The following is a 14293-nucleotide window of genomic DNA, read 5'->3' as shown; positions in this document are numbered from 1 at the left end:
CTGGTTCCCCATCCGAGAGGATCTCCTTTAAGCTGGAAAAGTATGTCCAGATAGTCGTTTTGTGCAAACAAGACCGGACGAAAAGATGTACCATTATTCCAGCCTGAATCCCCGTGTCAAGAGACCGGGGAGTGGCTCAATTTGGTTATTCTATTCTAAGCTATAATTTAATGCTTTAGCGTCTTTGTACGCTAGCGCCAGACCCGCCTGTATACTGAGGATGATACAAATGTTACCTTTGCCCCCCTTGTTAGTTTTAGGCGCTCGCTACCACGATTCACTTTGCTTTAGCCAGAAGAAAAATGATAAATAACCTTGATTTATCATTTTTCTAGTCATTGCTGATAACATTTTTGTGTTTTATCTAGTTTTAAAAAGCCCGCTTAATATCAAAAAAAAAGCATGAATGCACCAGAAGGAAAAAAAATAAACTATATGGAAATAGAAGAAACAAATACCAGCTTACCTCAAGGGATTAAACATCAAATGAGTGGGATAGAAGCTGTTGAAACTGGAAGTTTAGATAAAATAAGAGATATTCTTTTCGGGAATCAGATGCGGGAAAATGAAAAAAGATTTGCCCGCTTGGAAGAAGGTTTAGTTAAAGAACAATCTGACTTGCGAGAAGACATAAAAAAACGCCTAGACAACCTGGAAAATTATATCCGGCGCGAGATTGACTCGCTAACCGATCGAGTAGATCGCGAACCAACCGCAAGAGATAAAGCCGTCAAAGACCTGGAGCGGGAAATTAAAAATTTAATAGATGCTTTGGATAATAAGATTACCCAATTGCAGCAACAAGCAAACCAAAGTCAGCGGGAATTGCGCCAGCAAATATTAGATCAGTCTAAAAATATAGAGGATGGGATAAAGCAAAAGAACGAAGAAATATTAGCGGTTCTAGAACAAGAAACCGAGAGACTTCGTAGGGACAAGACCGAGCGGTCATATCTCGCCACTTTATTTGCAGAACTAGCTGTGCGACTGAACAAGCAATAGTAAATTATACCTTGTAATAATTAACCATAAATCGGGAGATTTGAGGTATGACAGATCCTTCCACCCAGGATGTCAAAAACAATACCCCAAATAACGATGCTGCAACGGAAGAAGCGCTTGCCGAACTCCGCAGTTTGCTGCTAGGTTTTGAGACTAGCGAGCTTGACAAACTGCACAAGCGCTTGGAAAATCCCAACATTAGTGCAGAGGAAGTCAGCCAATTGCTTCCAGAGGCGATTATTTTACGCTCGCTCAAAGACAAACAACTGGGCGAAGCAATTGTCCCCACCGTTGAAACAGCGATCGAAGTTTCGGTTAAAAGAGATTTGAACGTGCTTGCGGATGCCATTTTCCCCGTCATCGGACCAGCGACTCGCAAAGCTATTGCTACAGCGCTGGAAGCCACGATCCAATCCCTCAATCAAGTCGTAGAACACAGTCTTTCCCCACAAAGCTTTTTGTGGAGAATAGAAGCATTACAGACAGGCAAATCATTCGCCGAAGTCATAATGCTGCGTACCCTGGTTTATCGGGTTGAACAAGTTTTCCTCATTCACAAAGAAACCGGATTGCTGCTGCAACACATCGTAGCAGAAGGGGTAGTAGCGATGGATGCTGACTTAGTTTCAGCAATGTTAACGGCTATCCAAGATTTTGTGCGAGACTCTTTCAACGTAGCGACGAGCAATACACTTGAAAGCTTGCAGTATGGCGATCTCACGATTTGGATCGAACAAGGACCTTATGCAATATTGGCAGGCATTATCAAAGGAAACGCACCCAAAGAATTAAGGTTAACTTTCCAAGAAGCGAGCGAAAAAATTCACCTGCGTCAAGCAAACGCCCTGAGAAATTTTCAAGGAGATACTGCAACCTTTGAAGCCAGCCTACCCTACGTGGAAGCTTGCCTGCAACAAAGATATAAACCCAAAAAATACAAAGTTTCTCCGATTTTATGGATGTTGTTAGGAGGCATACTTTTTGGATTGGGAAGCTGGGGCTTTTTTGAATTTCGCGAACAGCGTCGCTGGGCAGATTATTTAGAAAAACTGCAAGCTGAACCAGGAATTGTAATTACTGATGCCAAGAAACGTCATGGGAAATATTTTATTTCCGGACTGCGCGATCCGGTGGCAGCCGATCCAATTAAAATCTTGCAAGAAACCGAGATTAATCCCAAAACTGTAGTAAGCAGATGGCAGGGTTACCTATCCCTCGATCCAGAAACGATCGCGGCGCGAGCAAAAAAGGTGCTAGAACCCCCCAAAACCGTCAATTTAAGCGTAGATGAAAACGGCATTCTTTATGCATCGGGAACTGCTCCTCGCCGCTGGATTGTGGCAGCGAGGAGACTGGCGCCAACAATTCCCGGCGTGACTAAATTACAGGAAAAAAATCTGGTAGAGACGGATATGAAAAAATTTGAGTCAACCAGAAAAAATATTGAAGAACAAGTGATATTTTTTGCGCGGGGAAGCGAAAATTTTATCCCCGCTCAAGAGCAAAAAATCCAAAACTTAGTTAGAGAAATACAAAAGCTTGCGGACTACGCCAACGTTCTGGACAAAAACGTCACGATTCAAATTATCGGGCATACAGATAAAGAAGGGCCAGAACCAGCCAATATCAGACTGAGCAAAGCACGAGCCGATAAAATAAAGTCGATTTTAGTCGCCCAAGGAATTGCAGCGAACCAGCTTTCTACCGCTGGTCTGGGAAGTAAAAATAATTTCCGTAAAGAATTAAGTAAAAAAGATAAAGCAGTTAACCGAAGTGGATCTTTCAAAGTCATTGTCAACGATGTTTCTCAATAATAATATCCCCGCTTATGCTACAGAAAAAAGTATGTATGGTTGGAGCTTTCGCCACGGGGAAAACTTCTCTTGTAGAGCGTTTTGTTAAAAGCATTTACTCGGAAATTTATCAAACTACCGTTGGCGTAAAAATTGATAAAAAAACAGTAAATCTAGGGAAGCAGGAAGTCAATATGATCCTGTGGGATATTCACGGAGAAGACGAATTTCAAAAAGTTAGGATGTCCTATTTGCGCGGTTCATCAGGTTACCTTTTGGTCGTTGATGGAACGAGGCGCTATACTTTTGATAAGGCGATTATGCTCCAACATCGGGTAGAAGAAACAGTCGGATCCGTGCCATTTATTCTCTTACTGAATAAATCGGATTTGACCGATGAATGGGATATTGACGAAGGAGCGATCGCCGAACTATCAGAAAAAGGTTGGACTGTAATTAAAACAAGCGCTAAAACCGGCTTAGGCGTGGAAGAAGCTTTTTTTATTTTAGCTAAAAAAATGATAGAGGGAATCAATGCTGGAACTACCAAGTCCGATAGTTAATTATCTTCATAGCCTCACGTTTGAAAATAGTTCTCCCGCTTATCTTTTCGTAGAAAAAAACGGGCGCTTGTCCGACTGGGGCGGAAAGTTAGCAGCTTATGGAATTAAGAATTTGCAAAAAGGGCAATATGTAGCAGAACAACTGTTTTTTCTGGAAGGACTTTTGCCTGCGGATGATTTTCCCATATTTCTGCCTTGTATTAAAACCGAGTACGGGCGTTCTGCCGATCTGCATATTTTCCCCGGAGATGAGGGAGACTGGGTGTTACTGCTAGACGCGACTTTAGAAGAGATTCAGCGCAGTTTAATTCAACAACAAGGAAACGATCTCAGCCTTTTGAGACAAGAACAAGTGCGAATATTAAACCAATATTTGGAACGAGATATCCCTGAAGATTTAGCACAAGAGCTTTTTAAGTTACACGAGAGGGGGGAACGCAAGGATGTGACCATTCTGTTCGCTCATATTTGGGGACTTTCTTCTTACAGCGAACAACATCCGCCGGAGGTAGTTTTCAGAATGCTCAACTTATGCTTTACCAGTATGCTCCAGCAGATTCTGGATGAAGCCGGTTTAGTAGATAAGATAGTGGGAGATTTAGTAACGGCATTCTTTGGGGTTGTTCCTGCTAGCGGGTCTTCGCGCGATCGCGCAGTAAAAGCAGCCTTACGGATGATAGAAGCCGTCAGAGATATTGGTAAGATATCTAAAGTAAATAATGGCTCGAAACTCGACATTAGCATCGGAATAGCTTCTGGCCCCGTAGCCTTGGGTATACTGGGAGGTAGACTCCACAGAACATTTAACGCCATTGGCTACCACGTCAATTTGGCTGCACGTCTTGAAAGCCAAGCTCGTCCCAGCGAAATTCTAATCGATGAAAATACATTTAATCAAACTGGAAACATTCTGCAACAAAATTTTGCGCCAGCGTCCCTGTTATTGCAAGGAATAGCTGAGCCGATACGCATATATTCGTGTCTGGTAAAATAATGAGCGAATCGATTACAGATGAAATTTTTGCCGCTCTGAATATTGTAGTTTTAGAGCTGGAGGACGGAGGTTTTAAAGTTATCGGTCAAGTTCCCGATTGGTTTAGTCAATTTGACCCAGAATTTGCCTCTAAACGAGATGGATTAACGCTGGAAAAATTTCATTTTATTGCTAATTTTATCATCGATGCTGAAAATTTTTGGAATAGTTCTGAAGCCGAACCGCTGAGTTCGGGAATCTGGATTGAAACCGATGTATCGGGGAACGAATACCAGTTTGAAGCCAGAGCAATTCGTTTGGGAGAGAGAAAGATATTATTAATCGAGTTGCTAAAGTTTGCCTATCAAGATAAACACTTGCTCATCCAGAAAGGAAGGGAAAATCGTTTACTGTACGATCGGTTAGTTAAAGAAATCCAAAAACAAGAAATACTCTGGCACTGCATCGTTCACGATTTGGGAGTCAAATTTTCGCTGCTAATTCTTTAGAGCTACTTAGCAGCGAAAATTTGACTCCGCCAGCCAGAAAATTTTTAGAAATTGGCAAGAGTCAAGCCATGCAGCAAGGAATGTTAATCAGGGAAATATTGAACGCATTTTCGGCTGACATGGAATCGATGGAAAATTTTATATTCGACCCCGATTTAGCTCCAGATGTGGCGACTGCTGTCAAAGAAATCGTTGATGGTTTCCGACCGAGTTTTGCCATGAGCAACATCAATTTGTGTCTGGGTTCAAACATCGATAGACTGGAAGAAAGTAAAGCTGTTGGCGAAAAATTACATCTCGATCGGGTTCTGTTTAACCTGGTGGAAAATGCCTTCCGCCATAGTCCCCCGCACACTACGGTAACCGTTGACGTTAGCGATGAAGGAGAATTTCTGCTGTTGACAGTGGAAGATGAAGGTGCGGGTCTATCCCCGGATATTGTCAACAGACTGTTTCAAAAATTTGTTCAAGGGAAAGGTAAAACTGGTCGAGCTGGTTTGGGGCTTTATTTTTGTCGTATTACGGTAGAAAGTTGGGGTGGTACTATTGGTTATACACTGCGTCAGTCAGGCGGTTCTCGGTTTTGGGTTCGCCTTCGTAAAGCAGTTTAATATCATGTCCTTAGGCATCGGCAGCGCCAACCGGGGCGGGTTTAAAAAGATATTTCATGGTTTTACTGATTGATTGGTAAAACCCGCCCCTACAGCATAAAAAATTATATACTACCATTGCTTAAGGACATGATATAACTCGTTCCCAGGCTCCTGCCTGGGAACGACGACCAGTGGGCTGCTGCCTCGCCCTTTATTAACAACTAAATCAATTGTGGAAAAGAATCAAAAATTTCCCAGATGGCGTAGATTTTTCTTTGGTATCCGCACCCGGATTATCGCTTTGTACCTATTGCTGATGGCTGGTTCGACAGGTATATCGATTTTAGCCGTGCGTCAGGTTCTTTCAGTGCGGTTAGAACAACGGGGTAAAAACCTTCTGGTTCAAGAGGTGCAGGAATTTCGCCAACTGCTTAAACAATGTCATAATTCCAGTTGTAAAGCGTCGAATTTATTTGACACTTTTCTTGACCGAAATATCCCGGTTGAAGGGGAATTTATGCTAACCTTCCTCAACGGTAAGCTTTACAAATCCAGTCCGGTTGCTCTACCAGAAACCCTACGCATGAATGGGAAAAACATAGAGCATTGGGCGCAATTAACCCAGCCAGAAAAGGGGGAAAAAGTTACTCCGACGGATATGCTGCGCTACATGGCAGAGCCAGTCATAATTGGGGGAAAAACGCGCGGGGTGTTTGTCATTCTCCACTCTACCTCGTTTGAGATGGAGAAAGTTAATGAAACAACTGCTGTAATGATTTTAGTAACTAGCGCTATCTTATTTGTGAGTGTATTTGTGACTGGGGCGGTAGCTGGACAAGTGTTAAAACCTTTGCGATCGCTAACTGCAACAGCCCATTATATTACCGATTCAAATGTCAGTCAGCGCATCTCGGTAGAGGGTTCTGATGAAATTGCCGAACTCGCGATCGCTTTTAATGAAATGCTCGATCGAATTGAGGCAGCTTTTACCAGCCAACGGAATTTTATCAACGATGCCGGTCACGAATTGCGGACGCCAATTACTATTATTCGCGGTCATTTGGAATTGTTACAATATCAACCAGAAGAACTGGATGAAACTTTGGTTATAGTGAACGATGAGTTGGATAGGATGAACCGATTGGTTAACGATTTGCTGTTGTTAGCTAAAGCAGAAAGACCAGATTTTTTAGGTTTAGAATATTTAGAAATTAATAGGTTTATTCAAGAATTATTTGCGAAGCTTAAAGCTTTGGGAGAACGGCATTGGCAATTGGAATTAAACGCATCGGGTCAGATTTTGGCAGACAAACAGCGACTGACTCAGGCACTGATGAATTTGGCTCAAAATGCGGTTGAACATACAACGGTTAATGATACAATTACTTTAGGATCCGATTTAACAAAAAGCCAGATTCGCTTTTGGTTGCGGGATACGGGAGAAGGAATTCTGCCTGAAGATCAACAGCGCATTTTCGATCGGTTTGCTCGTGCTGCTAAAACTCGCAGGCGTTCTGAAGGGTATGGTTTGGGATTGGCAATTGTGCGAGCGATCGCAGAAGCCCACGGCGGCAAGGTAGAATTAAAAAGTCAGCCGGGAAAGGGTTCAACTTTTATCTTAATTTTGCCAGTAGAACCTCATTTTGGTACTTTAAAATAGCAATATGGAGAAATGCAATGAGTATCGCTCAGGTTAAGCGGTTCACGCTCGATGAATATCACAGATTGGGAGAACTAGGATTTTTTCATGAAGATGACCGAATTGAGTTAATCAAAGGAGAAATCATCCAAATGTCGGCGAAAGGGACAGCGCACGAAGTTTGTATTTCTAAATTGCTGCGGGAATTGATCGTACTGTTAGGAGATAGGGCAACTCTCCGGTGTCAATCTCCTATTATTCTACCAAACGACAGCGAACCAGAACCGGATTTTTCCCTTGTCCAAAATAGCCCTGACGATTATCTATTAGCTCACCCTCAGCCTGCTAATGTGTTACTGGTTATTGAAATTTCTGATTCGACTTTGAATTACGACCAAAATGTAAAGTTGCCTTTATATGCTGAAGCTGGTATTTCCGATTATTGGATATTCAATTTGTTCGATAATCAGCTAGAAGCATACAGCGAACCTTATCAAAGTAGTCAAGGTAAATATGGATATAAAAACAAGCGGATTATTTTACCGAATCAGATGGTAACTCTGCCTTGTTTTCCAGAACTGTCCCTCGATTTGGTTAGGGTGTTTCCGCCAAAACCGGACGGCGCTTAAGCGCCTACTACGAACTGCGCGATCGCTCAACTCACCACATACACCATGAACCGGATTCTCATCGCGGAAGACGAACCGCGCATCGCTTCGTTTCTGGAAAAAGGATTAAAAGCGAATGGTTTTACCACCATCGTTGTGGAAGACGGCGATGCAGCGATTAGAGTTGCTGATAGCAACGATTTCGATCTGTTAATTTTAGACTTGGGATTGCCTGGAAAAGATGGATTGCAGGTATTAGAAGAATTGCGGGGAAGAGGGGAAACTCTGCCGATTATAATTTTAACCGCCAGGGATGAAATCAACGATAAAGTAGCGGGATTTGAAGGCGGTGCGGATGATTACGTTACCAAACCATTTCGATTTGAAGAATTGCTGGCGCGAGTGCGCGCCCGGTTAAGAAATCAAAAATCTGCGCCTAAAAAAGATGAGATGATTCTCAAAGCGGGGGATATTGTTTTAGACTTGCGATCGCGCACGGTTACAGTAGGCGATCGCGTTGTCGAATTATCCGCCCGCGAATTCATCTTAACCGAAACCTTTGTCAGACATCCCGGACAAGTTTTAAGTCGAGAGCAATTACTCAATCATGTCTGGGGTTACGATTACGACCCCAACTCTAATGTTGTAGATGTTTATGTGGGTTATTTAAGAAAAAAATTAGGCAGCAACAAGATAGAAACCGTCAGAAGCATGGGGTATCGGCTGCGTTTATAACAGTTGACAGTTGACAGTTGACAGTTGACAGTTAGTCAATCTTCCCAGAAGAACATTGCTTTAAACCCAGTTTTTCGTTGATAATTTTCCACTGTCCACTGTCCACTGTCCACTGAAAGATAAGAACTTTCTCATGAAACTTTAATAAAAATTTTATCCGCAAGGCACAAACTGAGAGTAGAAGCGGTTAAAACCCGCTTGGCTTCGGGGCTTTTGCCTTGGGCGGGCAGAATGCCCACCCCACAAAACCAGTCAATTTCTGGTGGGGTGGGCGTCTCGCCCGCCCTTGGAATAGTCATAATTTAGCAACTTATCGGGGACAAATATGACAGCAACAGCTATAAAGAACGCACAAGAACACCAGTGGCACAATTTACCTGAAGACAAAATCAGCCATATTTTAGTAACCGACCTGGAAAAAGGTTTAGACGAAGTTGAAATTCCCCAGCGTTTGCGCGAATATGGGGCAAACGAACTAACTGCAAAAGAAGGCAAACCTGTTTGGTTAAAATTCATCCTGCAATTTAACCAACCCCTCCTGATCATCTTGGTGTGCGCCGGTGCAATTAAAGCATTTCTTGGAGAGTGGATAAATGCCAGCGTAATTTGGGGCGTTACGACAACAAACGCGATTATTAGCTTTACCCAAGAATCGCAAGCAGAAAGCGCTATCGCAGCGCTTGCTTCCGCCGTGCGTACAGAAGCGACCGTGATTCGCGGCGGCAAAAAATTAAAAGTCCCCTCGCAAGAATTAGTACCGGGGGATTTAGTATTACTCACCTCTGGCGACAAAGTTCCCGCCGATTTGCGCTTAATAAAAACCCGCGATTTGCAAATCGATGAATCTGGTTTGACAGGCGAGTCGGTAGCAGTAGAAAAAGATGCCGCAGATGCAACCTTACCACCGGAAACCCCGCTAGCAGAACGTTTAAACATGGCATATGCCGGAGGTTTCGTCACCTTTGGACAAGGTAGCGGGATTGTTGTCGCGACGGGGAATCAAACCGAAACGGGTAAAATTTCCCAGTTAATTGAACAACGGGTAGACCTTACCACGCCCTTAACGCGCAAGTTTAATCAATTCAGCCAAAATTGGCTTTACTTCGTGTTATTTGCGGCGACGCTGACGTTTGCGATTGGTTTGGGACGATATACTTTTCAAGATGCTGTAGAACCTGCGATCGCATTAATTGTCGGCGCCATTCCTGAAGGTTTGCCCGCAGTTATTACCGTCACCTTAGCAGTTGGTGTCGCCCGCATGGCGAAGCGAAATGCAATTGTCCGCAAATTACCAGCAGTAGAAACCCTCGGCGGTGCGACGGTGGTTTGTTCCGATAAAACCGGAACTTTGACCGAAAACCAAATGACCGTCCAAGAAATTTATGCAGGCGGTGAAACTTATACCGTCACGGGTGGCGGTTACAATCCCGAAGGCGAAATTCAGCATAAACAAACGCCAATTAATGCCAAAGATCTCCCGGTTTTGGCAGAATTGCTGTTGGCAGGAGTATTGTGCAACGATTCCCACTTAGAACAAAAGAACGGCAATTGGGTAGTCATTGGAGACCCCACCGAAGGCGCGTTAATTACCGTTGCGAGTAAAGCGGGGTTAATTCAAAAAGCAGCAGAAAGAATGAACCCCAGATTTGACTCAATTCCCTTCGAGTCCGAGTTTCAATACATGGCAACATTGCACCAAACTCGCCATGCCAAGGTAATTTATGTCAAAGGTTCGGCAGAAGCGATTTTAAAACGCTGTTCTGCTGCCTTCAATAAAGATGGAAAAATTACCACCCTGGATGTGGAAGCGATTGATCGGCGCGTCGATGAAATGGCAAAACAAGGGTTGCGGGTGCTAGCTTTTGCCAAGAAAAAAATAGCCGAATCACAAGATAAAGTCGATCATTCTGATATTGAATCGGGGTTGGCATTCATCGGATTGCAAGCAATGATCGATCCGCCCCGCCCGGAAGCGATCGCCGCGGTCCACGCCTGTCAAGCTGCGGGAATTCAGGTGAAGATGATTACCGGAGATCACATCACCACCGCACAAGCGATCGCCCGCCGCATGGGTTTCCGCAATCAGAATAAAAAAGTTGTGGCATACACAGGTGCCCAACTTGCCAAAATGAACCCGAACAAATTAGCAAATGCGGTAGAAGAAGGGGTAGTATTTGCCCGCGTCGCCCCCGAACAAAAGCTGCGAATTGTCGAAGCATTGCAATCAAAAGGTGAAATCGTAGCAATGACGGGAGACGGAGTAAACGACGCCCCCGCCCTCAAACAAGCGGATATCGGTATCGCCATGGGAAGCGGTACGGAAGTATCAAAAGAAGCGGCAGATATGCTGTTAACTGATGATAACTTTGCTTCGATTGCAGCAGCGGTGGAAGAAGGGCGATCTGTTTATAAGAACCTAATTAAAGCCATTTGCTTTATTCTGCCAGTCAACGGTGGGGAATCGATGACGATTTTAATCAGCACGCTTTTGGGTCGAGACTTGCCAATTTTGTCACTACAAATTCTCTGGCTAAACATGCTCAACTCGATTACGATGACGGTTCCCCTTTCGTTTGAACCCAAGTCAGAAGGAGTGATGAAACAGCCGCCCCGTCCGGTTAACGAACCCTTCCTGACGCCAAATCGCATCAAGCGGATTTTGGCAGTTTCTCTCTACAACTGGACGCTGATTTTCGGCATGTTTGAATTTGTCAGACAAGCACCTTGGGGCAGCATCGAATTAGCCCGGACAATGGCAATTCAAGCATTAGTGATGGGACGGATTTTTTACCTGCTGAGTATTAGCCAGTTGCTGCCTTCATTGATGGCAAAATTACAAGGTTCGACAGAAAAAGTCAGCGGGGCGCCCGCCCTGGCAGGTGGTATTATTGTGGCGGTAATCTTGCAGATTATCTTCGCCAACTCCCAGTTTATTAACAACATCTTCCAAACCGCACCAATGACACTTGACCAGTGGATTATCTGCTTCTTAGCGAGTTTACCGATGATTGCGATCGCAGCATCCGTCAACCGCTTCGATCCGCCAAACTAATTCAACAGTTGACAGTTGACAGTTGACAGTTGACAGGTAACTCTTTTTATTATTGATGTAGGGGCGGGTTTTACCAACAATTTCTCCATCCCACAAACAGGTTAAATAAACCCGCCCCGCCCCGCGATGCCTGAAATTCGGGGCGGGTTTTACCAACAATTTCTCCATCCCACAAACAGGTTAAATAAACCCGCCCCCCTAAACCCACAGAATCCCGGTTTCTTTAAGAAACCGGGATTCTAAAGTCCCGCTCCCTCGAAAAAATCTATCCTGAGATAGATGCTCCCAGATATGCGGAGCTTAATCAGAACCTCTGATAACAATTCTTTAACTTTCAGCGCTAGACAATTTTAAACAGACGTGCTTTAATACTTTGAAATCAGAGTAAGTCAGCCTAATCCAGCTTTTGCTGGAGCGGAGGAACCAAATTGTGGGGCAAATCTCTGCTAGTTTCGTGAGGAGTGCAGTAGAGAAGGGCAACTCTCAGCCCTAGTCCGTCAGCTAACTTCGTAGGCATTGAGAGGAGACTGAAGAGCGAGCATTTTCCCTAATGTTCTAAACTCATCAGTGTCCTTGGCTGGTACTGCTCAGTAACATTTGTACCTGCTCTTGACACCTATGACAATACAACTCAACTTGTCTGCTATTGCTGTTGCTGGACAAGCAGCTTGGCGACGCGCTAAACCGCTCGTTGTTCGAGATGTTGTTATCCTACCAGCCATTGGTTTTTTAGGAATAATCATCCTATGGTGGATTATTGCACTTGGCGATATGCCGACCGCACGCTAGTGCAAATTGATGCCCATTTCGCCAGAGGTACTGGTCGCTAATTTAGATGACATTTTTACCTCCTGAAAACAGCAGATTTCAGATTGAGATTTAGTCAATAATGCTTAAATTGACAATCCGCAATCTTAAAGTATCACTAATGTCATACTTGGTGTTATGCCAGTAGAGACATCGATTAACTACGCGATCGCCTAATTACATTTTCCCTGGCGGTATTGTATCCCAGAGGAAGCGATCGCGAGTTCCGCACCAGCACCTACAAAACTGAATTACTTTACAAAAAATTCAGCAAATTCCATCTTTACGATCGAGTTTTTTCTGTAAGATTCAACCAAGTCATTCACTCTGTATAGAGGTATACCGTGGAAAACTGGCAAGCCATCATCGCTACGATAACGTTTGTTACTGTCATCTTCTTAGTCATGACCGAGTGGATACACCTAACCATTGCCGCATTTTTAGGTGCAGTGCTACTCGTATTTTTAAACGTTATGACTTTGCCAGAAGCCATTGGTTATATTGGTCAAAGTCACGGAACCTTGGGTTTATTCTTCGGAATCATGGTACTGGTGCGCGCCTTTGAACCCACCAAAATTTTTGACTACTTAGCCACCCAAATGGTGATATTTGCTAAAGGTAGAGGCAATCTTTTACTATTAGCTATTGTTGGCATTACAACGCCGATATGTGCCGTTTTACCCAACGCCACAACCGTCATGTTGTTAGCACCTTTAATTCCACCAATGGCAGAAGAAGTAGGAATAAATTTTGTTCCGTTACTAATTTTAATGGTATTTGTAGCAAACAGTGCCGGATTGTTAACCATCGTCGGCGATCCGGCAACATTTATTGTCGGAGATGCGATCAATCTCAGCTTTACAGATTACCTATTTCGCCTCAGTTTAGGTGGCGTTATTGCTATTGTTACCGTAGTCGCCACCCTACCATTTTTATTTCGTAAAATTTGGAACACCAAATTAGAAAACCTCAACCAACTCCCCCATCCTCAAATTAACCATCCGCGAGTCTTGGCAGTGGGAGGATTAATTATAGCCTTTGTACTGCTGTTTTTTGTCGTAGGAGAATCCCTACCCGTTCCCATTTCACCTGCTGCGGCAGCCTTACTGGGAGCTGCTTTAGCCATGCTTTTGGCTCATCATACCAAAATAGATACAGTCAACCATATCTTGCGCGATGTAGACTGGAGTACCTTAATATTCTTCATGTCGATTTTTGTTTTAATTGGGGGATTGGAAAAAACAGGCGTCGTTCAAGGTTTATCAGGAGTATTGGCAACAATCTTAGGAAAAAATATAGCCTTGGGTTCGATAGCTATCCTCTTTTTTGTGGGACTTGTATCCAGCGTGGTTCCAAATATTCCCCTCGTAGTAGCGATGGTGCCATTACTCAAACAATATGTTGTCAATGTAGGATTAGTAGGAGCCGAAGTTTTATCGCCAGACTTTCAAGGACAGCTTCCCCCCGAAGTGCTGCCGCTATTTTATGCCATGATGTTTGGGGCAACATTAGGAGGGAATGGCACCCTAGTAGGCGCATCATCAAATATCGTAGCGGCGGGAATTGCTGAACAACACGGACGCCGAATCACGTTTCAAAGATTTTTGCGTTACGGCATCCCGGTAATGACATTGCAATTAATAACATCCGCCTTGTTTGTCATCGTTCGTTTTTTATTGTAGAGGCGGGTTGCACCAACCATTTAGGCACTAATCGACAATTTTGTTCAGAATCCCGGTTTCTGTAAGAAACCGGGATTCTGCTATGTGTTTTTATATAGTAGGGTGCGTTAGCGACAGCGTAACGCACTATGTGTTTTTATATAGTAGGGTGCGTTAGCGACAGCGTAACGCACCGCCAAAGTGTTTGAATAAAAATAGTAGTAAGCTGCTACGCACCTAATTTGAGAGTCAAATTTTTCCTTCTTCTTGTGGGGTGGGCATCTTGCCCGCCTCTTTATTGGATTTAAATGCGTAGCAGCTTAATATTAAATCCAGATCGACAACCCCTATAATCTTC

General features: G+C 43.8%; 13 protein-coding genes and 1 riboswitch. Of the genes, 12 read left to right on the top strand and 1 reads right to left on the bottom strand.

The window, feature by feature from the left end; genetic code table 11:
- Positions 1 to 402 precede the first annotated feature (402 nt).
- From ACE1CM_RS17045 to ACE1CM_RS17005, 9 genes are all read left to right on the top strand, one after another.
- Positions 403 to 1002, top strand: a complete 600-nt coding sequence (locus tag ACE1CM_RS17045) for a hypothetical protein (protein WP_374878701.1) — start codon at positions 403 to 405, stop codon at positions 1000 to 1002.
- Positions 1003 to 1049: 47 nt separating this feature from the next.
- Positions 1050 to 2816: an OmpA family protein gene (locus ACE1CM_RS17040; protein WP_374878700.1), complete on the top strand. Its 1767-nt coding sequence runs from the start codon at positions 1050 to 1052 to the stop codon at positions 2814 to 2816.
- Between the two features lie 14 nt (positions 2817 to 2830).
- On the top strand, positions 2831 to 3358 hold the full coding sequence (locus ACE1CM_RS17035; RefSeq protein ID WP_374878699.1) for a Rab family GTPase: 528 nt from the start codon (positions 2831 to 2833) through the stop codon (positions 3356 to 3358).
- Positions 3330 to 4352 carry an adenylate/guanylate cyclase domain-containing protein gene (locus ACE1CM_RS17030; RefSeq protein WP_374878698.1) on the top strand — a complete coding sequence of 341 codons (1023 nt, stop codon included), beginning with the start codon at positions 3330 to 3332 and terminating at the stop codon, positions 4350 to 4352. Before ACE1CM_RS17035 ends, ACE1CM_RS17030 begins: the two co-directional genes overlap by 29 nt.
- Positions 4352 to 4840, top strand: coding sequence for a hypothetical protein (locus ACE1CM_RS17025; protein ID WP_374878697.1), 489 nt, complete (start codon positions 4352 to 4354; stop codon positions 4838 to 4840). Before ACE1CM_RS17030 ends, ACE1CM_RS17025 begins: the two co-directional genes overlap by 1 nt.
- A gap of 20 nt (positions 4841 to 4860) precedes the next feature.
- Positions 4861 to 5451 (top strand): sensor histidine kinase, encoded by a 591-nt coding sequence (locus ACE1CM_RS17020; protein ID WP_374878696.1) that lies wholly within the window; start codon positions 4861 to 4863, stop codon positions 5449 to 5451.
- A gap of 214 nt (positions 5452 to 5665) precedes the next feature.
- Entirely contained in the window at positions 5666 to 7093 is a 1428-nt protein-coding gene (locus ACE1CM_RS17015; RefSeq protein WP_374878695.1) for a sensor histidine kinase, read from the top strand.
- A gap of 17 nt (positions 7094 to 7110) precedes the next feature.
- On the top strand, positions 7111 to 7701 hold the full coding sequence (locus ACE1CM_RS17010; RefSeq protein WP_374878694.1) for a Uma2 family endonuclease: 591 nt from the start codon (positions 7111 to 7113) through the stop codon (positions 7699 to 7701).
- Positions 7702 to 7746: 45 nt separating this feature from the next.
- Entirely contained in the window at positions 7747 to 8415 is a 669-nt protein-coding gene (locus tag ACE1CM_RS17005) for a response regulator transcription factor (protein WP_374878693.1), read from the top strand.
- A 131-nt stretch (positions 8416 to 8546) separates the two neighbouring features.
- Here ACE1CM_RS17005 and ACE1CM_RS17000 read toward each other — a convergent pair whose 3' ends face one another.
- On the bottom strand, positions 8547 to 8714 hold the full coding sequence (locus ACE1CM_RS17000) for a hypothetical protein (RefSeq protein ID WP_374878692.1): 168 nt from the start codon (positions 8712 to 8714) through the stop codon (positions 8547 to 8549).
- Positions 8715 to 8740: 26 nt separating this feature from the next.
- Between ACE1CM_RS17000 and ACE1CM_RS16995 the strand changes: the two genes are divergently transcribed.
- The 3 genes from ACE1CM_RS16995 (at position 8741) to ACE1CM_RS16985 (ending at position 13956) form a co-directional block, all read left to right on the top strand.
- Positions 8741 to 11467, top strand: a complete 2727-nt coding sequence (locus ACE1CM_RS16995) for a cation-translocating P-type ATPase (protein WP_374878691.1) — start codon at positions 8741 to 8743, stop codon at positions 11465 to 11467.
- Between the two features lie 381 nt (positions 11468 to 11848).
- Positions 11849 to 11998: riboswitch (cyclic di-AMP (ydaO/yuaA leader) on the top strand.
- Positions 11999 to 12085: 87 nt separating this feature from the next.
- Positions 12086 to 12256, top strand: coding sequence for a hypothetical protein (locus tag ACE1CM_RS16990; RefSeq protein WP_374878690.1), 171 nt, complete (start codon positions 12086 to 12088; stop codon positions 12254 to 12256).
- Between the two features lie 362 nt (positions 12257 to 12618).
- Positions 12619 to 13956 carry an ArsB/NhaD family transporter gene (locus tag ACE1CM_RS16985; RefSeq protein WP_374878689.1) on the top strand — a complete coding sequence of 446 codons (1338 nt, stop codon included), beginning with the start codon at positions 12619 to 12621 and terminating at the stop codon, positions 13954 to 13956.
- Positions 13957 to 14293 lie beyond the last annotated feature (337 nt).

This window comes from Microseira sp. BLCC-F43 (assembly GCF_041929235.1).
Classification (GTDB): Bacteria; Cyanobacteriota; Cyanobacteriia; order Cyanobacteriales; family Aerosakkonemataceae; genus Microseira.
The sequence above is the reverse complement of the archived record's forward strand: the minus strand, read 5'-3'. Positions and strand labels throughout refer to the sequence as shown.